This is a genomic window from Exiguobacterium sp. s133, from assembly GCF_018618595.1.
GTDB lineage: Bacteria > Bacillota > Bacilli > Exiguobacteriales > Exiguobacteriaceae > Exiguobacterium_A > Exiguobacterium_A oxidotolerans.
Genome location: NZ_JACSMK010000001.1, coordinates 501,049 through 523,203 on the forward strand (window position 1 = coordinate 501,049; position 22,155 = coordinate 523,203).

The 22,155-nt window shown below is 45.8% G+C and carries 21 protein-coding genes; 6 read left to right on the forward strand and 15 right to left on the reverse strand.

Annotation, left to right across the window (positions count from 1 at the left end):
* Positions 1–16 precede the first annotated feature (16 nt).
* A complete protein-coding gene (locus KNP96_RS02490) occupies positions 17–442 on the forward strand; it encodes a divergent PAP2 family protein (RefSeq protein ID WP_214768723.1) in 426 nt (141 codons plus the stop codon).
* A gap of 243 nt (positions 443–685) precedes the next feature.
* On the opposite strand, the gene KNP96_RS02495 is transcribed toward KNP96_RS02490, so the two are convergent.
* The 11 genes from KNP96_RS02495 to dnaE all read right to left on the reverse strand — a co-directional run bounded on the left by KNP96_RS02495 (position 686) and on the right by dnaE (position 14,842).
* A complete protein-coding gene (locus KNP96_RS02495) occupies positions 686–1,825 on the reverse strand; it encodes a zinc-dependent alcohol dehydrogenase (protein WP_214766562.1) in 1,140 nt (379 codons plus the stop codon).
* Between the two features lie 317 nt (positions 1,826–2,142).
* A complete protein-coding gene (gene mdh, locus KNP96_RS02500) occupies positions 2,143–3,075 on the reverse strand; it encodes a malate dehydrogenase (protein WP_088837605.1) in 933 nt (310 codons plus the stop codon).
* Between the two features lie 26 nt (positions 3,076–3,101).
* Positions 3,102–4,376 carry an NADP-dependent isocitrate dehydrogenase gene (gene icd, locus KNP96_RS02505; RefSeq protein ID WP_029331142.1) on the reverse strand — a complete coding sequence of 425 codons (1,275 nt, stop codon included), beginning with the start codon at positions 4,374–4,376 and terminating at the stop codon, positions 3,102–3,104.
* 66 nt (positions 4,377–4,442) lie between these two features.
* Positions 4,443–5,555 carry a citrate synthase gene (gene citZ / locus KNP96_RS02510; RefSeq protein ID WP_214768725.1) on the reverse strand — a complete coding sequence of 371 codons (1,113 nt, stop codon included), beginning with the start codon at positions 5,553–5,555 and terminating at the stop codon, positions 4,443–4,445.
* Between the two features lie 214 nt (positions 5,556–5,769).
* On the reverse strand, positions 5,770–6,240 hold the full coding sequence (locus tag KNP96_RS02515; protein ID WP_029331144.1) for a DUF441 domain-containing protein: 471 nt from the start codon (positions 6,238–6,240) through the stop codon (positions 5,770–5,772).
* Positions 6,241–6,297: 57 nt separating this feature from the next.
* Positions 6,298–8,046 carry a pyruvate kinase gene (gene pyk / locus KNP96_RS02520; RefSeq protein ID WP_088837607.1) on the reverse strand — a complete coding sequence of 583 codons (1,749 nt, stop codon included), beginning with the start codon at positions 8,044–8,046 and terminating at the stop codon, positions 6,298–6,300.
* Positions 8,047–8,131: 85 nt separating this feature from the next.
* On the reverse strand, positions 8,132–9,100 hold the full coding sequence (gene pfkA / locus KNP96_RS02525) for a 6-phosphofructokinase (protein ID WP_088837608.1): 969 nt from the start codon (positions 9,098–9,100) through the stop codon (positions 8,132–8,134).
* A 147-nt stretch (positions 9,101–9,247) separates the two neighbouring features.
* A complete protein-coding gene (gene accA / locus KNP96_RS02530) occupies positions 9,248–10,183 on the reverse strand; it encodes an acetyl-CoA carboxylase carboxyl transferase subunit alpha (RefSeq protein ID WP_029331147.1) in 936 nt (311 codons plus the stop codon).
* The gene (accD, locus tag KNP96_RS02535) at positions 10,170–11,030 is read right to left on the reverse strand and encodes an acetyl-CoA carboxylase, carboxyltransferase subunit beta (protein ID WP_088837609.1); all 861 of its coding nucleotides are present in this window, start codon (positions 11,028–11,030) and stop codon (positions 10,170–10,172) included. The genes accA and accD overlap by 14 nt, the downstream gene beginning before the upstream one ends.
* A gap of 21 nt (positions 11,031–11,051) precedes the next feature.
* The gene (locus KNP96_RS02540) at positions 11,052–11,570 is read right to left on the reverse strand and encodes a FadR/GntR family transcriptional regulator (RefSeq protein ID WP_214768727.1); all 519 of its coding nucleotides are present in this window, start codon (positions 11,568–11,570) and stop codon (positions 11,052–11,054) included.
* Between the two features lie 101 nt (positions 11,571–11,671).
* Entirely contained in the window at positions 11,672–14,842 is a 3,171-nt protein-coding gene (gene dnaE / locus KNP96_RS02545; protein ID WP_214768729.1) for a DNA polymerase III subunit alpha, read from the reverse strand.
* 163 nt (positions 14,843–15,005) lie between these two features.
* On the opposite strand from dnaE, the gene KNP96_RS02550 reads away from it, so the two are divergent.
* Entirely contained in the window at positions 15,006–15,200 is a 195-nt protein-coding gene (locus tag KNP96_RS02550; protein ID WP_088837612.1) for a YtzJ family protein, read from the forward strand.
* Positions 15,201–15,258: 58 nt separating this feature from the next.
* Here the strand turns inward: KNP96_RS02550 and KNP96_RS02555 are convergent, their stop codons facing one another.
* Positions 15,259–16,197 carry a DHH family phosphoesterase gene (locus tag KNP96_RS02555; protein WP_214768731.1) on the reverse strand — a complete coding sequence of 313 codons (939 nt, stop codon included), beginning with the start codon at positions 16,195–16,197 and terminating at the stop codon, positions 15,259–15,261.
* 67 nt (positions 16,198–16,264) lie between these two features.
* On the opposite strand from KNP96_RS02555, the gene KNP96_RS02560 reads away from it, so the two are divergent.
* On the forward strand, positions 16,265–16,573 hold the full coding sequence (locus KNP96_RS02560) for a YtpI family protein (protein WP_088837614.1): 309 nt from the start codon (positions 16,265–16,267) through the stop codon (positions 16,571–16,573).
* A gap of 35 nt (positions 16,574–16,608) precedes the next feature.
* On the opposite strand, the gene KNP96_RS02565 is transcribed toward KNP96_RS02560, so the two are convergent.
* The gene (locus tag KNP96_RS02565; protein WP_029331154.1) at positions 16,609–17,919 is read right to left on the reverse strand and encodes a DRTGG domain-containing protein; all 1,311 of its coding nucleotides are present in this window, start codon (positions 17,917–17,919) and stop codon (positions 16,609–16,611) included.
* 153 nt (positions 17,920–18,072) lie between these two features.
* Between KNP96_RS02565 and KNP96_RS02570 the strand changes: the two genes are divergently transcribed.
* On the forward strand, positions 18,073–19,176 hold the full coding sequence (locus KNP96_RS02570) for a M24 family metallopeptidase (protein ID WP_088837616.1): 1,104 nt from the start codon (positions 18,073–18,075) through the stop codon (positions 19,174–19,176).
* Between the two features lie 59 nt (positions 19,177–19,235).
* Here KNP96_RS02570 and KNP96_RS02575 read toward each other — a convergent pair whose 3' ends face one another.
* Complete coding sequence (locus tag KNP96_RS02575) at positions 19,236–19,961, reverse strand: SDR family oxidoreductase (RefSeq protein WP_088837617.1); 726 nt, start codon at positions 19,959–19,961, stop codon at positions 19,236–19,238.
* 152 nt (positions 19,962–20,113) lie between these two features.
* On the opposite strand from KNP96_RS02575, the gene KNP96_RS02580 reads away from it, so the two are divergent.
* Positions 20,114–20,551, forward strand: coding sequence for a universal stress protein (locus KNP96_RS02580; protein ID WP_088837618.1), 438 nt, complete (start codon positions 20,114–20,116; stop codon positions 20,549–20,551).
* Positions 20,552–20,641: 90 nt separating this feature from the next.
* On the opposite strand, the gene KNP96_RS02585 is transcribed toward KNP96_RS02580, so the two are convergent.
* Positions 20,642–21,247, reverse strand: a complete 606-nt coding sequence (locus KNP96_RS02585) for a 3D domain-containing protein (protein WP_029331158.1) — start codon at positions 21,245–21,247, stop codon at positions 20,642–20,644.
* Positions 21,248–21,787: 540 nt separating this feature from the next.
* Between KNP96_RS02585 and KNP96_RS02590 the strand changes: the two genes are divergently transcribed.
* Positions 21,788–22,155: transposase (locus tag KNP96_RS02590; RefSeq protein WP_214768733.1), on the forward strand; the 368-nt coding region annotated here is incomplete at its 3' end.

A 22,155-nucleotide genomic window follows, 5' to 3' on the forward strand; every position in this document is an offset into this window, starting at 1 on the left:
ATCTGGAGGAATAGACATGGAATGGAATAGCCCTTTACTCGCTGCATTTACCGCATGGTTTATCGCACAAGCCGCAAAACTCGTCACAGGTGTCATCAAGAATAAAACTTTTGATCTTGAAATCATGTTCGCGTCAGGCGGCATGCCAAGTTCACATAGTTCGACCGTCGTCGCCCTCGCCGTCGTCATCGGCTTCCAAGAAGGCTTCGGTTCGTCGCTGTTCGCTCTCGCGACCATCTTTGCAGTCATCATCATGTATGACGCGACAGGCGTCAGGCAGGCTGTTGGGTTACAGGCAAAACTACTGAATGACTACTTCAAGGGAATCCGTCATGACACGCCACTATTAAACGAATTAGTCGGACACACGGAATTCCAAGTATTCGTCGGCATGTTGCTTGGTTTAGCAGTCGGTTTCATATGGCCCGTCCTTTTCTTTTAATTCAAAGTACAGGAATGTTGGAGAATTCTTCAAAAATTGAATACCAAACTCAACATTAAAACAAAAACTGAGCACTCCTTCTTTCTGAAGGAGTGCTCAGTTTTTAGATAAAACGGAAAGACAATCTTCCATAGAAAATTCTCCATCTTCGTAACAAATTTTCTATAACCTAAATAGCTGACTAAAAGCGAGGATATCTCTCACAAAAAAATGATTGTTGGAAATGCCCATCAAAATGGGTACTTATGGTTTTAGTATCACCTTAATGCAACCGTCTTCGTGATTATTAAAGGTTTTATAAGCTTGTGCGGCGTCTTCTATACCAACCTTGTGTGTAATAATATCAGTCGGGTCGAACTCCCGATTAATAATTTTTTGAAATAACCCCGGCATCAAATGGACAACCGGTGCCTGTCCCATCTTCAACGTAATATTTCGCGTGAAAAAATCGCCAAGCGGGAACTGATTGTATTTTTCTGCATACACACCTGTTAATTGAACGGTTCCGAACTTACGAACTGCATCTTTTGCAATATTGATGGCACTCAACGTTCCGCCCTGCAATCCAATTTTTTGTTCAACCTTTTCAAGCGAAGACATTTTTCCATCCAGTCCAACACAATCAATGACAACATCTGCTCCACCTTGCGTCAACTCTTTTATATACTGTCCAGTTTCTTGATGATCTTGTAGATTTACAGTCTCGACATGGTTTGTCATCTTCGCATGATTTAAGCGATACACTTGTTGATCAACAGCGATCACTCGCTTCGCACCCTGCAACCACGCAAATTTTTGAGTCATTAATCCGACCGGACCGGATCCGAGAATTACGACGGTATCACCTTTTTTCACTCCACTATTCACAACACTCCAATATGCAGTTGGAATAACATCGGATAAAAAGAGTAGAGCCTCATCTTCTAACTCACATGATTCAGGAATAACGAGTGGCATGAAGTTTCCGTAAGGCACTTTTAAATATTCCGCCTGACCACCGGGATGGTCACCAAACGTTTCCGTAAATCCAAAGTATCCACCTGTATCAACGTGAGGATTCCCATTCGAATTATCACATTGACTTTCCATATCATGCTCGCAAAAGAAACAATGACCACAAGCAACGTTAAATGGTAAAACGACTCTGTCTCCTCGTTTTACCTTTGTTACTTCAGGACCTACTTCTTCAACAATTCCCATTGGCTCATGACCGATGACATAGTCTTTTTTTGCCGGCATCGTTCCTTGATAAATGTGTAAATCTGAACCGCATATTGCTGTCGATGTAATTTTAACAATAATGTCATCATTCTTTTCAATCGATGGATCTGCTACATTTTTTACTTCAATATTCTTTGCCCCTTGATAGGTTACAGCCCGCATGTTGTTTCCTCCCTTTACTGAGAAATAATATGCAATGAACGTACCTTCCATTTATACCCTACTAAAAAAATATTAATACAGATTCCTTGTATTCATTTGATATGTTCCTTAAAATTTCTAATGCCTGATTGTACATATACTCAATATATGCGAACGATTTATAAAGTCTGAAATTATTCTGATTGAGGAACGATATGACATCCTCCGTTCAAAATTTTACGTTCCTACTAAGCAGCTACATTCCTTTTAACGCAAACACCACGCCTTCCCGAAACAGTCAAGACTGTCTAGAAAGGCGTGGTGTTGTAATTTCACATTCATAAAATCGTCAGGACAGATCGAACGGTCTCCGCCGAACGGTCAAGCGATTGTTGTTCGTCTTCTGTCAATTCAAGCTCGATAATCTGTTCAAGACCATTCCCACCGATGATCGTCGGAACCCCAAAGTATAGATCGTGATAGCCATACTCTCCTTCAAGATACGCGATGGCTGGTAAAATCCGTCGCTGATCTTTTAGGATTGCCTCTACCATCTCAACGATGGCTGCTGCTGGCGCATAGTAGGCAGAACCGTTACCAAGTAACTGAACGATTTCTCCGCCCCCTTTACGTGTCCGTTCAACGATTGCCGCGAGGCGGTCGGCAGAAATGAGTTTCTCGACCGGAATACCACCGGCTTGTGAATAGCGAAGTAAAGGCACCATGTCATCCCCGTGTCCGCCGAGGACAAATCCTGAGACGTCCTTGACGGAAACATTCAACTCCATGGCGATGAACGTCCGGAACCGTGCCGTATCGAGCACACCCGATTGACCGATGACCCGCTCTTTCGGAAATCCTGACTCCTGAAAGACTGTATACGTCATCGCATCAACCGGATTCGTCAACACGATAATGATCGATTCCGGTGCATGGCGAACGATTTCTTTTGTCACCGATTTCATGACAGTTGCATTCGTGCTGACTAAGTCTTCCCGACTCATTCCCGGTTTCCGGGCGATACCTGCCGTAATGACGACGATATCTGAGTCACTGATGTCCTTGTAGTCAGACGTTCCTTGAATCCATGAATCAAATCCTTGAATCGGAGCCGTTTCCTGTAAATCAAGTGCTTTGCCTTTTGTCGGATCTTCCAGTTGCGGCATATCGACGAGTACGATATCTCCAAGCTCTTTTTGAGCAAGATAAAGTGCTGTCGTCGCTCCCGTAAATCCACTACCGATGACTGAAATTTTCTTCCGCTTGTTCATCTTCCCATACCCCCTCTAATCCGAGATTACATGTTTTTGATGAGTTCATCCGCGAATTCAGAACATTTCACTTCTGTCGCGCCATCCATGAGACGTGCGAAGTCATATGTGACCACTTTTTCTTCGATTGATGTTTCCATCGACTTGATGATTAAATCAGCCGCTTCGTTCCAGCCAAGGTGACGGAACATCATTTCTCCTGAAAGAATGACTGACGATGGGTTTACTTTGTCAAGACCAGCATACTTCGGTGCAGTACCGTGCGTTGCTTCGAAGATTGCATGTCCTGTGATGTAGTTGATGTTTGCTCCAGGAGCAATTCCGATTCCACCGACTTGTGCTGCAAGTGCATCTGAAATGTAGTCTCCGTTTAAGTTCATTGTCGCAACGACATCAAACTCTTTTGGACGCGTGAGAATTTGTTGTAAGAAGATATCTGCAATTGAATCTTTGACGATTAATTTGCCAGCAGCTTCAGCTTCAGATTGTGCTTTGTTTGCTGCGTCAGCACCTTCTTCTTCTTTGATGCGGTCATACTGGTTCCATGTGAAGACATGCTCTGCGTATTCACGCTCAGCAAGCTCGTATCCCCAGTTTTTGAAAGCACCTTCTGTGAACTTCATGATGTTTCCTTTATGAACGAGCGTCAATGAAGCACGTTTGTTTTCGAGTGCATATTCGATTGCAGCACGGACGAGGCGTTCTGTACCTTCTTTTGAAATCGGTTTAATTCCGAGACCCGATGTTTCTGGGAAGCGAATTTTGTTGACACCCATTTCTGTTTGGAGGAAGTTAAGTAATTTTTGTGCACCTTCGCTACCTTCTGCATATTCGATTCCTGCGTAGATGTCTTCTGTGTTTTCACGGAAGATGACCATATCAGTATCTTCAGGACGTTTAACAGGTGACGGAACACCAGTGAAATAACGTACCGGACGGAGACATGTGTACAAGTCGAGTTCTTGACGAAGGGCAACGTTCAGTGAACGAATTCCACCACCGACTGGTGTCGTGAGTGGTCCTTTGATTGCGATGATGTGCTCACGGATTAGGTCAAGCGTTTCTTCCGGAAGCCAGCTACCTGTTTTATTGAATGCTTTTTCGCCTGCATAGACTTCTTTCCATTCAATTTTCTTTTCGCCGTTGTATGCTTTTTCGACTGCAGCGTCAAATACGCGAACTGCGGCATTCCAGATATCAGGTCCAGTGCCATCACCGATGATGAAAGGAATGATTGGAGCGTTAGGTACGTGCAATGTTCCGTTTGTTACCGTGATGTTTTCGCCTTGAATTGTAGCCATGTGTAAAATCCCCCTTGAATAATAGTTAACGTCAAAAAGCAGGAGAGGATTGCTCCTCTCCGTCGCTTAACGTTCGTTCATAGACACGTATGTCCGGTGCGTTTCACCAATATAATCTGCGCGTGGGCGAATGAGGCGATTGTCACTATATTGCTCTAAAATGTGCGCTAACCAACCTGACATCCGACTAACAGCAAAGATTGGTGTAAACAATTCTGTCTCAAGACCAAGTGCATGGTACGTAGAAGCAGAATAGAAATCAACATTTGGTTTCAATCCTTTTTCCGACTGGACGATTTCGTCAACCTTAACTGACATCTCATACCATTTCGGCTCCCCGATTTGAGCAGTCAATTGACGGCTCATCTCTTGAAGGTGCTTCGCGCGTGGATCACCATCTTTATAAACACGGTGACCGAAGCCCATGATTTTTTCCTTGTTCTTAAGTTTATTATGAACATACTCGTCAACCTTTTCAACCGAATCAATTTCAGTCAACATTTTCATGACCGCTTCGTTCGCTCCACCATGAAGTGGACCTTTAAGTGCACCCATTGCTGCCGTCACACCTGAATAGACATCAGAAAGTGTCGCGACACAAACACGTGCTGTGAACGTCGAGGCGTTCAACTCATGGTCGGCGTGAAGCACAAGCGCTTGGTTGAATGCTTTTTCAGCAACTTCTGTCGGCTCTTCACCTGTCAACATATACAGGAAGTTCGCAGCGTACGAAAGACCGGATTTTGGTGCAATCGGATCGTACCCCTTCTTGATACGCGCGTACGCCGTTACGAGCGTCGCGATTTGTGCTTGGAGTTTGATGGCTTTAGCGTAGTTCGCCTCTGTCGACATATCTTCAGCAGACTCATCATACAATGCAAGCTGTGATAAAGCAGTTCGGATGGCTGCCATCGCATTCGCTGTTTTCGGAGCTACTTTTAACGTCTCAAGTACAGCCGGTGCAACTTCTGCTTCAGTAATTAAAGCTTCTGAAAGTTGCTTTAACTCATCTTCTTTTGGCAAACGATCGTTCCAAAGTAAGAAGACGACTTCTTCAAATGAGGCGTGCTCCGCCAAATCATCAATTGTATAACCACCATACGTCAACTGACCATCGATAATCGAACTAATCTTCGATGCTGTCGCGACGATTCCTTCTAACCCTTTTGTTTGAGTCATGTAAAAATCCCCCTTTTTTTCCCCCAGAAATTTAAAACGCTTTCATTTCCGTATTGAAAAAAAGACGTCTACTCAAGAAATCCCCTTGCTGAATCGCTTGTTCTTGAATAGACCATCTTGTTTCTGTCCTTAGTATAAACAAAATTAACCAAAAAGTGAACGAACTTGCATACTATTATCAAAAAATTAATTCGTTTGCGTTCATTTAAGTCACTTAGCCACTAAATGCTTTTGATATAACATCCCACATTCCAATGACGAGTGCAGCGATTCCCGCTCCTATCAATGGACCTACGGGAACACCTCTGAATAAACCGACCGCAAGAATTGTTCCGGCAAGCAGTGCCGTTGTGACGAGTGGATCTTCCTTCATCAAACCGACCCCGTGGGCAGCAACGATTGCGACGAATATTCCCGCTAAAAATGAAATGATTCCGATATGACCCCGGATGCTGTTTAACAATTCCTTAAACCCGATGTCCCCTGCCGCAATCGGCACGAGAATTGCAGCCGTGATCAATGTCACGCCCCAGGTGATCCCCTTCGCCTGCAACGATGGGAAGAGGCGACTATCTAATCCAATCGCTTTGACGATTAACAAGAAGGCAGCTGCGATAATGAGTGACTTATTTTGCGCAATGACTCCGATTAAAACGAGACCAATTAAAAAGAGATAGGCTTCCATGACGACCCCCATGTTTCGAAAAAACGGACATGGCTTTCGCCATATCCGTTTCATTGATTATGCGTTGTACAATTTCCCTGTCAATGGATCGATTGAAATCATTTGACCATCTGTAAAGATTGTCAAAGCATTTTCAACACCGACGATGACTGGTTTGCCGAGTGAAGGACCTACGATACCAGCATGGCTTGTCAATCCGCCATCTACTGTGATCATTGCAGCTGCTAACTCGATTGCAGGCATCATGTCACGATCTGTTGAGTTCGTAACAAGAATCATACCTTTTTTTGCTTTCGCGTTTGCTTCTTCAGCTGTGTGCGCGATGACGACTTCGCCAACGACACCACGTTCGCCGATTCCGCGACCGTTCGCGATTTCTTTACCAACGATATGAATTTTCAACATGTTCGTTGTACCGGCAGTCAGAGCAGGGATCCCAGCAGAGATGACGACGAGGTCACCGTCTGTGACGAATCCAGCATCTTTTGCTGTATCGGCAGCAAGTGTCAACATATCATCCGTGTTGTCCGAGAGATGATCAACGACGATTGGGTACACACCCCAGACGATATTCAACTGACGCGCAACACGCGCGCTTGGTGTGACCGCAACGATGTTCGCCTCTGGACGGTATTTTGAAATCCGTGATGCCGTGTAGCCTGATTGTGTCGGCGTCAAGATTGCTTTTGCGTCCAAGTTGATTGATGTATGCGTAACCGCTTGAGCGATTGCATCCGTCACCGTGTGCTCACTACGCGTTTGACGATCTTTCAATAATTTTTTGTAGTCAAGCATTTTTTCTGTCCGCTTCGCAATCGTATGCATCATTTGAACAGACTCGATCGGGTAATCCCCTGCTGCTGTTTCGCCTGAAAGCATGATTGCATCCGTTCCATCAAGAATCGCATTCGCGACGTCTGATGCTTCGGCACGTGTCGGACGTGGGAAACGTTGCATCGAATCAAGCATCTGTGTTGCTGTGATGACTGGTTTACCATAGTGATTACAAATTTTGATGAGGTCTTTTTGAGCTGGTGTTACTTCTTCAGTCGGAATCTCGATTCCAAGATCACCACGTGCAACCATCAAACCGTCTGAAATCGCGATGATTTCTTCGATGTTGTCGAAACCTTCTTGGTTTTCGATTTTCGGGAAGATTTTGATGTGGCTCGCGTTGTGTTTTTCAAGTAATTGACGAATCGCCACAACGTCAGACGCACGACGGACGAATGAAGCAGCGATTAAATCGATGTCACTCTTGATTCCGAACTCGATGTCTGCGATATCTTTATCTGTCAAAGCAGGTAGGTTAACTTTTACGTTCGGTAAGTTAACACCTTTTTTCGTTTTGATGATACCTTCGTTTTCGATGTCACAAAGAAGTTCACGGTTCGCAAGTTTCTCCGCAACACGAAGTCCGATTAATCCATCGTCTAACATGATCATCGAACCGACTTCGACATCATCATACAAACCGTCATATGTCACAGAGAATTTATCTGCTGTACCGACGATTTCATTTGCATCACCGCTGACGACGATGACTTGTTTGCCACGGACGAGAAGCGCTTTTCCTTCTTCAAACGTATGCGTCCGGATTTCAGGACCTTTTGTATCTAAAAGGATTGTTACTAATTTGTTTGCTTCTTCAGCTGCGCGACGGATATCCGTGATTCGTGCGCCGTGTTCTTCATAGTCACCGTGTGAGAAGTTCAAACGAGCGACGTTCATTCCTGCTTCAATCATTTCTGGAAGACGTTTTTCTGACGCCGGTCCAATCGTACATACAATTTTAGTTCTGCGCATATTCCATAAACCTCCTACAATGTTTGGCCGTTTGTCAACAGTGCCAATAAACCTAACCAAAATGACCTCGAGTATTAAAGATATATTAGATTGAAAGTTGTTTCGACAATTCTAAGATATCAAGATCGAGTACATGTTTGTTTTCATCTAATGCTTCGTCAATATCAAGATCCATCATTTTACCACCCCGAACGCCAACAACACGTCCCTGTTTACCTTCAAGTAAAATGTCGATTGCGTAAGCGCCCATCCGGCTCGCAAGTACGCGGTCAGCAGCTGTTGGCGCTCCTCCACGTTGAACATGACCTAACACGGTAACGCGTGTATCAAGCCCTGTTTCTTTCGCGATTTGATCCCCAACATCTTGCGCCCGACCTGCACCTTCAGCGACGATGACGATCGAGTGTTTTTTACCACGATTGACACCACTTTGAATACGATCGAGGACTTCTTTTAAATCTTCTGGACGCTCTGGAACAAGAATCGACTCCGCCCCACCTGCTAATCCAGCATAGAGTGCGATATCTCCAGCATCACGACCCATTACTTCGATGACATATGTTCGTTCATGCGAAGATGCCGTATCCCGGATTTTATCGATTGCTTCGAGCGCTGTATTGAGCGCTGTATCAAATCCAATCGTATAATCCGTTCCTGGAATATCATTATCAATCGTTCCCGGAAGACCGATTGTCGGGAAACCAAGTCCCGTCAGTTTTTGAGCACCACGGTACGACCCGTCGCCACCTACGACGACAAGTGCGTCAATTTCGAACTTCTTCAAGTTGACGACTGCTTTCGCACGTCCTTCTTCTGTGCGGAACTCAGGACAGCGAGCTGAACGAAGGAATGTTCCTCCACGCTGAATAATGTCCCCAACTGACCCAAGGTTCAATTGGACGAGATCTCCATTGATTAAACCTTGATATCCATTGTAGACACCAAATACTTCTAGGCCATGAAAAATTGCTTTACGTGTAACAGCACGCACCGCAGCATTCATCCCGGGTGCATCTCCACCACTTGTTAAGACAGCAATCCGTTTTAAACTCACGTTAATCACCTCTCTATTAATCTGAATCTAAAATAGCACGTTGTTTTCTTGTTTTACAACAGGGCAGATTGCATAAACTTGAACAGACAGTTTGTTCAGCCTATCACGAAATAAGGAATCCCAACCATGATAGCGATTACATGCCCCTTATGTGCCAATCCGGTGATATTTTTCTGTGCGCTTCTCAATCAGCTGTTCTGATGTTAACTGTGTAAGATATGCAAGCTTCTGTTCTAGTACAACTTTTAATTTGTCCGCCTGTAATGAAACATCTAAGTGTGCTCCACCAATGACTTCAGGAATGATTGCATCCGCAATCCCTAGACGCAATAAATCGGGTGCAGTAATTCGCATTGATTCCGCCGCTTGTTCTGCAAGACTTGCATCTTTCCAAAGCAAAGCAGCTGCACCTTCAGGTGATATGACAGAGTACGTTGAGTTTTCGAGCATCAACAGTTCATCACATACACCGATACCAAGCGCTCCACCAGAACCGCCTTCGCCAATGACGATCGAGATGATCGGCACTTCCATGCCAGCCATTTCAAAGAGATTTTTCGCGATCGCCTCGCTTTGGCCGCGCTCTTCCGCTGCACGACCCGGGTAAGCCCCTTTCGTATCGATGAACGTAATGATTGGACGGTTGAACTTCACGGCTTGTTGCATGAGTCGGAGTGCTTTTCGATATCCTTCCGGATGAGGCATTCCAAAGTTTCGGCGGATGTTTTCCTTCGTATCCTTACCACGCTGATGGCCGATGATTGTTACAGGCCGACCGTTCAGCATCGCGATTCCACCAACGATTGCAGCATCATCATATCCATGCCGGTCGCCATGAAGTTCGATGAAGTCGTCACAAATCCGCTCGACATAATCAAGCGTCGTCGGTCGTTCAGGATGACGTGCCAACTGCACACGGTTCCACGCTTTCATATTCCCATAAATATCGAGTTCTAATCGACGTAATCGTTCTTCGAGCAAATTCAGCTCTTCTTTAAAATCGAGACCTTGCGTTTCCGCCATGTCGTGAAGTTCTAATATTTTCTCGCGTAACGCGATGACTGGTTGATCAAATGGTTGCATGATTTGTTCCCTCCGCGTGCATCATCAGAATTCGTTTATAGTAGGTCTTCAAATCGTGTCGTGATACGACATCATCGAGTTGACCCGCTTGTAGTAGAAATTCCGACGTCTGAAAATCTTCCGGCAATTTTTCTCGAATCGTTTGTTCGATGATCCGTCGTCCTGCAAATCCAATCAACGCACCCGGCTCTGCAATGTTGTAGTCTCCAAGCATCGCAAAACTAGCTGAGACACCACCTGTCGTCGGATGAGTCATGCATGAGATGTAGAGGAGTCCGGCATCCGAATGTTGCTTCAGGAATAAACTCGACTTCGCCATCTGCATTAAACTGACCATGCCTTCTTGCATCCGTGCCCCACCTGAAGCAGAGAAAATCGTTACAGGCAATCGGTGTTTCGTTGCATACCGGACTGCTTCTGCAATCGCTGCTCCAACTGCCGCCCCCATCGAACCCATCCGAAAGCGTGCATCCATCACACACGCAACGAGTGGATAACCATCCACCGTCCCGACACCACAGACGATGGCTTCTTCAAGACCTGTCCGCACTTGATCCCCCTTCAATTTTTCTGGATAATCTTGAAATTGAAGCGGGTCTGCTTTTACGTTCGGAAGATCAAAATATGTGATGCTACCGTCATCAAATAGTTGCGAAAACCGTTCCTGCGCCGTCAAAGGATGGTGATATCCACATGTACAGACACGCAAGTTGGCTTCAAGTTGTTTCGTATATTGGATTAATTTACATTTTGGACATTTCGTCATCAGTCCGACTGGGACGTCGACCCGTTGCTCTTTCGTCGTCAACGTCACGAACTTTTTAGGTTTTCGAAAAAATGCTTGCACGTTAGTTCCCCCTTGTAGTTCCTAAGAGCGTTTCAGGAGTGCTTCCCGTTCCGCTCGCGTATAGAGTTCCCCTTGACCAAAACTTTGATAAAATGCATTCACTTGTCTCCAAATCCGCTCGAACAAATCATTTTTCACCGTATTGATCAACGTTTCTCGAAACGCAGTATCTGAATCGAGATGTTCTTCCAGAAACGTATGATCGTCCAACTGGGCAATAGCAGATTGTTCAAGTAAGCGAAGTGTTCCTGCTAAATCTTCAAATTTCGAGTCGCCGGTCACTAAAAATTGGGCAATGATTTGAATATAGGTATGGTCGTCACGATTTAAAAGAAAGCTTCCTCCACCATGTCTCGTCTCGATGATTCCGAGATAAGCAAGCGTTCGCAATGCTTCCCTGACGGACGGTCGGCTGATTGCTAGTCGATCAGCCAACTCACGTTCAGATGGGATCCGATCTCCCGGAACTAATCCATCCTGCTCAATCATCAATTTAATTGCCGCGATGTTCATTTCAAAAGCGTTTCGCTTTTTCTCCATTTTTACGGCACCACCTTTCTGACGTACCCGTCATTACATAAAATTAGGTGGCATTGGTCAGACCAATTACCCCTTATTATAACAAATCTTATTACCTACTACTAGTTTGATCGGGGGACATTTTTTAAGATGATGTTCGCTTCACCAAATTGAATCCGTAATTGCGCGAACAGCTCTTCTTCATGACGAATCGCATATAAACCCGGCAACGTCTTTGTTTCGTTCGTGTCAGCATAGCGGACGACGACCGGAATGTCACCCGGTGCGATTTCAAGTACACGTTCAAGAGGAGCCAGCTCATTTTTAGAAGGTAACTTGATGAACAAGACATCTTGACCAAGCGGACGTAACCGCTCTAACACGAACTGCCGTTCACCTGCCCGGTCTTGCACCTTCACTTCGATCAACAACACGTTTCCGACATACAACGATCGTTTATACATGTCGTACTGTTTCGGGAAAATGACGACCTCTTCGTTCGAATACCCATCAACGGCTTGCATGACGCCCATTGATTGTGCACGTTTCGTCTTAAATTCCCGCAGCTGCTCGATATAACACACAAGATAGACGGATTCTTCCATCTCGCTTGAAACATCATGAAAGTGCGTCGTCTCGACTTGGGGTGTCATCGCTGTCATCAAAGGTGAGTAGGTTAACCAGAATCCAAGTGCTTCACGTTCGAGCCGCGCCCAGTCCGTCGCAGTACGTGTGACCGCTTTTGTCGTTGCCCGCTTACCGAGGCTTGCTAATTCGTCCGGTAACAACGTATTCGAAGCCATCGTAAAGTAATCAAGGACTTCTTGTTCCGCTAATCCCCGGTCGCCATGTGTCGCACGGTCGAATGCTCCACCATAGAGTAACAATTCGATTTTAGCGCGTTCTTTTTTTCCCCAGCCGACGGTCGTCAGTAACGTCGTGATTGTCTGCGATGATTTCGCTGCTTCTTTCAAAGCTTTGAAATCGCGTTCCGATATTCCACGTAACACTTGAATCCCGAGTCGGATGCCTTTTCCTTCCAGAGTCGAACGATAGTCTGAAATCCAAATATCAGGTGGTAAAGCTGGCAAACGCTTGTCCCGCATCGCCCGGACAAGTCGTTCCGGTTGATCGATCGACACAAGGGAAAAAACTTGTGGATAGTGAGCTTTCATATAACCTAACGCATAACTAATCTTCGTATAGGCGACTGCGTGACTCCGGTTAAAGCCATAGCCCGCGAAACGTTCGATTTGATCATACAGTGTCTCAGCAGTCGTTTGCGCAAGACCATTCTGAACGGCACCTTCTAAAAAACGCACTTTCTCTGATTCGACCGACGCACTATTTTTTTTCGATATCGCCCGACGTAATAAATCTGCTTGCGCCAGTGTAAATCCGGCGACCCGACGCGTGATTTCCATGATTTGCTCTTGATAGACGATGACACCGTATGTCGTCTCTAGTACTTCCACTAAAATCGGATGAACCGTTTGATAAGGTTGTCCCGCCTTTCGTTTCGCATATAGATCGATGAATTTCATCGGCCCCGGCCGAAAGAGTGACATCGTCGCGACTAAATCTTCAAAACGGGTCGGTTTGACTTCACGTAACGTCTGCTTCATCCCGTTCGATTCAAACTGGAAGATATAATCCGTATCCCCTCGTGCAAATAAACGCAGGGTTGCCGAATCTTCTTCCGGAAGCTCTTCCATCGAAAAATCGGGACGTTCCCGCCGAATCAACTGTTCCATTTGTCGAAGACGCGTCAAATTCCTGAGTCCTAGTAAATCGATTTTCAAGAGACCTTGTTGTTCGAGTGCTTTCATCAAATATTGGGTGACGAACCGGTCGCTCGATCCTGTATCGAGCGGCGTCGTCTCAATCAAGTCTTCCGAGCCGATGACGACACCGGCTGCATGAATCGACCGCTGTCTTGGCAATCCTTCGATTTCTTGGGCGAGGTGTAACAATTGGCGCCGCTTCTCACTTCCGGAGAACCAGCGGTAGATGGTTTGCTTTTGTTCGATTCCTTGTAAGGTCGTTTCTTTAGCGATTTGCTTCGCCGCAGCATCCGTCTCATCTTTTGAAAACTCGAGGACACGGGCGACATCTCGAAGTGATGCTTTTGCACCAAGGGTCGACAACGTCCCGATTTGACCGACGTGACTTCGACCATATCGGTCAACGAGATAATCCAGTAGCTCCTCGCGGCGTTCGTCCTCAATATCGATATCGATATCCGGCATCGTGATGCGTTCCGGATTTAAGAAACGTTCGAACAGCAACCCATATTTCAACGGATCAACCGTCGTAATGCCTAATGTATAACTGACGAGCGACCCGGCAGCCGACCCACGCCCGGGACCGACACGAATGCCGACCGCTTTCGCATGCCGTACTAAATCCTCGACGATTAAAAAGTAGTCAGCAAATCCAGTTGTTTCGATGACGTCGAGCTCGTAACGGAGTCTCGCCTCCGCAGTCTCATCAACTAGACCGTGTGCCAGTAATCCGTCGCGTGCAAGCTGACGTAGTTTCCCCATTGAGTCATCCGCGACACGTGGCAACGGTCTCGACTGTTTCGGTAATGTAAGTGTTTCTTGCGTCTGCGCCCACTGTTTCAAGAGACGTTGTTCGTGCTCGGTAAAATGTTCGCGTAATTCTTCATCCGACTTGAGATGTGCTTGTCGATTCACTTTTTGTTCTTGAAACGGTGTCCCTTCGTCAATCGCTCGGAGTGCCTGGTAGGCATCTGCGTCGTCACGACGCAAGTAGCGGACAGGATCGATCGGGATGGTTTCCAGTCCTAACTCTTGGGCAACTACCCGGTAACGCTCCCTGCTGTCCCGTTCGACAGTCGAGCGCGCCATTTTCACACCTAAATAGACCGTCGCATTTTTGGCATACCCCATCCAATTCACGACTTGACGCCGAAGTCGCGTTTCATCTTCTGTCGCTTGACGTTTCGGCTCAAGGATTGCGATTAATTCGCTGCACTCCTCTGTTTCCTGTCCACTGGCTAATCGGTATAACATCTGTAATCCCCGACCTGTTTTGGCGTACCATAAAATATTGAATTCATCGATTTCCTTCATGTCTTGTTCATAACCGACGACCGGAAGCAAATCCCGTTTTTGACATTCAGAAACGAACGCCGGAACCCCCGTTAGTGTCGTCTCGCAAATCGCCGCAGTTGAGGCTCCCCTTCGCTTCAACTCGTCGAGATACGGTGATAGACGAATCATACTCTGCAATGGGCTGTAGGCCGTTCGTACGTTCAATTGCATCATATTTCCTCCCTCCTTTTCTACTTCTTTCATCCATTATAAGTTTTTGCATGGTAAAAGTTTTCAGAACATTCATATCTAGCGACTCCTGACTATCGCCTTCTTACTCAATATTCGATACAATAAGTATAGAAATATCATGACGCGGAAGGAAGGAGTGTTTCTGATGATTTTAAATCGTAGCCAGATTGCCCGTGAAAAAGTCGAGCAACTCAAACTCGGTGTCACTGCCTTTACTGAAACAGAAGAAATCGCCGAACGCATTCGGAAGTCTGTTAAAGAGTTAGAACTCAATGTCATCGAAGACCATACAGAACGCGGAATTTGGTTTATTCCGCAAGAAGAGACAACGACGCACTGAGATCACAAAAGGCTGTCCGCTATGTATCCGAATTTGGATGATAGCGAGCAGCCTCTTTTCATTCGAAGCGGAAGTCTCGTGCGACTGCGTCGAGACGGGCGACGACTTGATCCACTTCTGACAAGCGATCGATTGTCGCGCCGGACGCCATCGGATGTCCACCGCCCCGGAACTCCTTCGCTACTTCGTTGATGACGGGTCCTTTTGAACGAATACGCACGCGGACCTCTTTTTCCGTCTCGAGGAATAACGCCCAACTCTTCATTCCTTTAAGACCGGCAAAACTATTGACGAGCAACGAAGCTTGTTCGACCGTCGCATCGAAACGTTTTAACGTCTCTTGCGTCAAGACGACATAACCGACGCCTGCATCCGTCAACTGGATATGTTGCAGGACATATCCTTGCAAATGAAGTGCAACGAGTTCCGTTTGATACATGTTGCGATAGAGCCAATCTGTATCGATTTCGAGATCAAGCAGTTGTGCTGCGACGGCAAACGTTTTGCTCGTCGTCCCTCTAAATTGGAAGCGTCCTGTATCCCCGACGATTCCTGCATAAAATTGAATCGCCGCTGCCGCTGGGATAGGATATCCCCAGTCATTCAACAGATGGACAAGTAATTCCGATGTCGAACTGACGGTCGGATCGACGAGTTGGACTTTTGCATAAGCATCTTCGTCCGGGTGATGATCAATCTTAATGACGTGACGCCCTGTCATCGCAACATGACCGTCGATTCGTGCTTCATTCGCCGTATCTAAAATGACGACGAGTGCTTCTTCATACATTTTCGGTTCCACTGCGTCGAGCTTCCCCATGAACGATAGGGAGTCTGCCATCTTACCGACGGCGTAGATTTTTTTCTCCGGAAATTGTTGCTGCAAGACTTCACGTAACCCGAACTGGCTTCCAAGCGCATCCGGATCCGGTCGTTCATGCCGATGAATAATAATCGTCGATGCGTCTTCAATCAATTGTCTGATTTGTTCTTTCACAGTGCACAGCTCCTCTAAATATTGATATGATACAAACAGATACGAAAAAGAAAGGAAGGTCATCCCCATGCAATTCGTTCTAATCTTGTTAATCGTCTTGTCGCTAGGAGGCTATTTACTCGCTAAGCGTCGTGCATTCCATACGAAGAGTACGAATCGGAAATTTTTATTTAACACCCAAGCAAGCATTTGGCTCAGCCTATTCGTCATCTTGTTCGCAGCCAATCAATTTCTGTCTGGCGACGGATTAACGACGTTGACGGGTAAAATCGTCTGCTCGATTTTAATCGCAGTTGGTCTCGCCTCATTCATCGCAGGTTTCATTCGTTATCGAAAAATCTATCCTTATGTTGTTCGCGAAATGGAACAATCGTAAAAAAGACGGATTCTCCGTCTTTTTTATTTGGTCATTTATCGGTCGATCAATTGTGAGGTCACAAGTGCCTTCGCAACAATTTGGGTTCCTTGGTACATCTCGACGTCGACTTTACCGAACTTCCGGCCAACATCAAATACATTTGCCCGAATCGTAATCGTACTTTCAATCTGGACCGGCTTGATGAAGTAGATGCTGACATTTTCGATGACGAGGTCACCCTTCTTCATATGCCGTAACATCCGTGTCGCACCCTCGACAAGCAGCGTCGTCAGGACGCCACTCGACGCCGTCCCCATGAAATTCGTCATCTGCGGTGAGACTTCAAGCGACAGGTACTGCCCACGATCATCTTCCGCCGTCTTAATTTGCCCTGTAATCAAATCATCAAACGTTTCGCCGACTTGCGGCTGACGATTTGCGAGTTGGAGTGCCTTCAAGACATCTTGCCGACTGATGATGCCTAGCAACCTGCCGTACTGGTCGATGACCGGCAACATTTCGATCCCTTCCCAAACCATCTGGTGCGCCGAGTTCGTTACGCTCGTCCGAATACCGACCGTGATCGGATGGCGGGTCATGACTTTTTCAACCGGCCAATCATGCGGTCGGTCAATGATGTCTTTCGCCGTGACAACGCCGACGACCTTCATCTGTTCATCGATGACAGGATACCGATTGTGTTTCGTCTGTTCGTTCAATTCATGCCATCTTGAAATCGGGTCGTTCGTCTGTAAATAAAAGGTATCATGCAACGGAATCAAAATATCGGAAACGAGCAAAATCTCTTTTTTGATCAGGCGATCATAAATCGCCCGGTTAATCATCGTCGCAACCGTAAACGTATCGTACGACGTCGAAATGATAGGAAGTTCCATTTCATCTGCCAAGCGCTTCGCATCTTCCGTCGTATCGAAACCGCCTGTGATTAAGACTGCCGCTCCCGCCTCGAGAACCAGTTCATGCGCCTTCTCTCGGTTACCGATAATGACGAGACTATCGACGTCGATGTATCGCATCATCGCCTCTAACTTCATCGCACCGATAACGAATTTTGTTAACGTCTTGTGTAGACCGTTCCGTCCGCCGAGAACTTGTCCGTCAACGATGTTGACAACTTCTGCAAACGTCAGTTTTTCAATATTTTCTTTCTGTTTTTTCTTAATGCGAATCGTCCCGACCCGTTCAATCGTCGAAACAAAGCCTAGATTTTCGGCTTCTTTAATCGCACGGTATGCCGTACCTTCCGATACCGTTAAATCTTTCGCAATCTGCCGGACGGATATTTTTGCGCCAACATCGAGATCTTCAATGTGTCGGATGATCTGTTCGTGTTTCGTAGGCATGCTGTATCCCTTCTTTTTCCTATATTCTACTCTTCTGTCATTATACTGTACTACTCGAAAGAATGAAAAGTGTACTAGTCCGATTTGCGAGAAATGTTTTCCAAAAGCAAGGATGTTATACTGAAAAGTGACTATAAGAGAGGTGGGAATAAGATGTTAGAACGTACGAATCAAATCAGCCAAGTATTAAAAGAATCAGGCATCGATGTCGCCTTGATTACTTCAAAAGCCGGTGTATTCTATTTTTCTGGTGTCTACGCTGAACCACACGAACGTGTCATGGCCGTCATCGTTGACGCGAATGGAAAACGAGCACTCTTCTGCCCAGCACTCGAAGCAAGTATCGTAGCAGCAAGTCCATGGGATGGTGAAGTCGTCACTTATGCCGATCATGAAAATCCATTCGACAAAATCGCGCAATTGCTCGGCTCGTTCGCCGTCTCAAACAACCGACTCGGGATTGAAGGGGAACACATGACGTTCAGCCGTTTCAAAGAGCTTGAGTCTCGTTTGGAAAATGCGGCAATTCTCGATATCGGAGATAAGCTCCAAGCATTACGCCTCCAAAAAGATTCAGAAGAAATCACGATTTTACGCGAAGCCGCTCAACTCGCAGACGAAGCAATCGAAATCGGGAAAAATGCAATTCGCCCCGGCGTAACTGAAATCGAAGTCATCGCACAAATCGAATTCGAGATGAAGAAAAAAGGCGTCCGCGAAATGTCTTTTGATACACTCGTCTTATTCGGTGCAAACAGCGCTGATCCGCACGGTGTCCCTGGCGACCGCGTCATTAAAGAGGGCGATTTCGTTTTGTTTGACCTCGGTGTCGTTTGGAAAGGATACTGCTCTGATATTACACGGACGTTCGTTTATGGAACTCCGAGCGCGGAACAGGAAAAAATGTATCAAACTGTTTTAACCGCGCTTGAAGCAGCGACAGATGCGAGTCGTGTCGGCATCACACTCGGTACACTCGACGAAGCGGCACGGAACGTCATCGACCAGGCTGGTTATGGCGAATACTTCACGCACCGCGTTGGTCACGGTCTCGGAATCGACGTCCATGAATTCCCGTCACTTGCATCGAATAATCTTCTGACAGCTGAGCCTGGTATCGTCTATACACTTGAGCCTGGCATCTACGTCCCTGACGTTGGTGGCGTTCGAATCGAAGACGACATTCATTTAACAGCAGACGGTCCAGAAGCATTGACGCGCTATCCGAAACACTTACAATCAATCGAAGCCAACTAAACATCTACTAAAAAAGGTTAGCTCAACCGACTGAATTCTTCGGATGAGCTAACCTTTTTTTATTTTCGCGACTGATGAACGACGTTGACGCCACCTGTCACATCGAGAATTGCACCCGTAATCAGACTCGCATCTTCTGCAAGTAAAAATGAAATGGCGCGGGCGATATCGCCCCCGACACCGGTCCGGCCGACAGGCGTTTGATCGTCTGCGACTGCTTCATCAATCCACTTCGTCTTGTTGTCTCCGACGATGTTTCCGGGATTGACCATATTCGCCGTAATCCCGTACTCCGCCTCTTCTAACGCAACACTTTTCGTTAAGCTGACCATCCCACTCTTCGCAGCAGCGAAAGCAGCTCGATAAATCCATCCTGGTGCTGTCGCACTTTCCGGAAAACCATATGTGATGACACGTCCATAGCGTTGCTCCCGCATGATTGGAATCACTTTCCGTAGTAACCAAAAGCTCGCCGTCAAATTCCCTGCGACGACTTCGTCCCACTCTTCGTCTGAATAATCGACGAGTGATTTCCGTTCAAAAATATACGGTCCCGCATTAAGTATCAATGCATCAATCCGCCCATGCTTTTCCATCGCTTCATCTACTGCTTTAAGCAATTCGGTTTGTTTCGTCACATCTGCTTGAATTGGATAAAGACGTTCATGTTCAAACTCCGGCTTCGATCGGTGCAATGCTGTCACATACCATCCTTCGTCTAACAGACGGCGTGTCACCATTTCTCCAAGCCCTTTCGTTCCTGCTGTAATCAACGCGTGCCTCATCTTGGCATCGCCCCCTTTCACCTTGTTCTATCTTACGATGTTCACGTTTGAAGAACAATTTTTAGAACTCTAACAATGTTCAACACTTTCCATTTGTGGGAATGGTATAATAAGGACGTAGTATCAGCCGAATACGAAGGGATGGATTCATCATGGCAATCGTATATCATAACGTACTAGTAGCAGTTGACGGATCAAAAGAAGCAGAACGTGCATTTGAGACCGCAATCGACGTCTCACTTCGAAATGACGCCAAGTTAGTCATCGCCCATGTCATCGATACACGGACGTTCGCGACTGTCGAAGCATATGACCGCACAATCACAGAGCGTGCCGAGTCTTATGCAAAAGAATTATTAGACGAATATGTCAAAACGGCGCAAGAACGTGGAGTCAAAGATGTGGAAGTCGCAATCGAGTACGGTTCACCGAAAGTCACGATTGCGAAGAAACTCGCTCCAAATCATGATGTCGATTTAATCATTTGTGGTGCGACCGGTCTGAATGCCGTCGAACGTTTCTTCATCGGTAGTGTCTCTGAAAGCATCACACGTTACGCCAAATGTGATGTTTTGATCGTCCGTCTTTAATTGAATTCATTATTTTCTCCGCACCTTCTCACGAGGGTGCTTTTTTTCGTAAAAAAATCCATCGAGCCGATGCCCGATGGATAGATGTGCTTATTTAAATTTAACGGTGACGTTACGACGTCCCCAGCTGAATGCTTCTGAGCGCGAGTAGTACAAGATATCAAGTTTTTTTCCCTTGATGGCTCCACCTGTATCCGCTGCCGTGTACGTACCTTTTAATTTCCCTTTATAATACACTTTGACCGTCGAACGAAGCGGGATGACACGCGGGTCGACCGCTACGACTTTTTTCTTCGAACTCTTGATGTTCCAACCAATCGCTGTCAAGTTGCCACTGCCCGGATCGTACGGCGTGTAAGCTGTCGCACTGACGTTTGTTAGTGTTTTCCAACCGCTTGACGATTGTTTTTTAGAAGACGAGCTCTTGACGACCTTTGAATAACGTGCGCTTAAGTATGCTGTTTTTCCTTTGTAGCTTACTTTGTACCAGTTACCTGTTTTTGCTTTGTACGGTAAAGTTTGATTTTTATAAAGAAGACCTAATTTTTTCGATGACGTGGTTGCTTTTTGACGAACAACTAGGCTATTGACCGACGATTTAACATTCTTTTTAGTAGCAGCTTCTGCTTGAAGACCTGCAAACGAACTGAGTGCTAACAACATTGCTAAAACACTAGCGAGTATTCGTTTCATCATGTAATCTCTCCTCCATAATTGTTCCCGATTTGTTAACTGAGATTAATATACATGACAAAAAGGGGCAGTGCCGTTACATATAGACCACAAAAAAATGTCGTTACTATTACTATTATGTTACAAAAGGCTCATATTTATGTTTTCAAACCTTATTTACGACTTATTTTTGAAATGAAGACAGATTTCAGAACGTTATATGACAAAGACTGTAACATAACTAAAAAACAAGAACAAAAGTTCTCGTTAAAAAAATCATTGTTTTAGCTTTATCAATACAAAAAAAGACCGGACATGATGTCCGGCCTCAGCGTGTAGACAAACTAGATGGAAGGTCACTTGAATGTGATTTCCCATCTTTTTTTTTGCTCTCTCTTTCCTTCCTAATTGTCTTCCTGTGGCAAACATCGCGCCGCTTCGCTTCGCTGCAGGGTCGCTCCTGTTTGCTTTCCACTAGGAAGCGATTAGATCGGAAATCGAGGCTTTTTTAGCTTTCTTTCATATTATAAAATAAAAGAAATATACCACGAAGGAGGGTTTCCCATGATGGGAAAACGAAATCAACACCATCGTTCTGAAAACATCACGGTCACACTCGAACAATTGGTTCCTGCGGACCACTTGGTCCGCAAGGTCGATCAGGTGATGGACTTTCAATTCATCTATCCATTGGTTGAAAAGTTGTACTGTGAAAATAACGGACGACCTAGCGTGGATCCTGTTCTCTTAATCAAGATGGCTCTCCTTCAATATTTATTCGGTATTCCTTCTATGCGGAAGACGATCCAAGAAATCGAAACGAACGTCGCCTATCGTTGGTTTCTAGGACTTGGATTGGATGAAAAGGTTCCTCATTTTTCAACCTTCGGAAAAAACTATGTCCGACGCTTCCAAGACACGACGATTTTTGA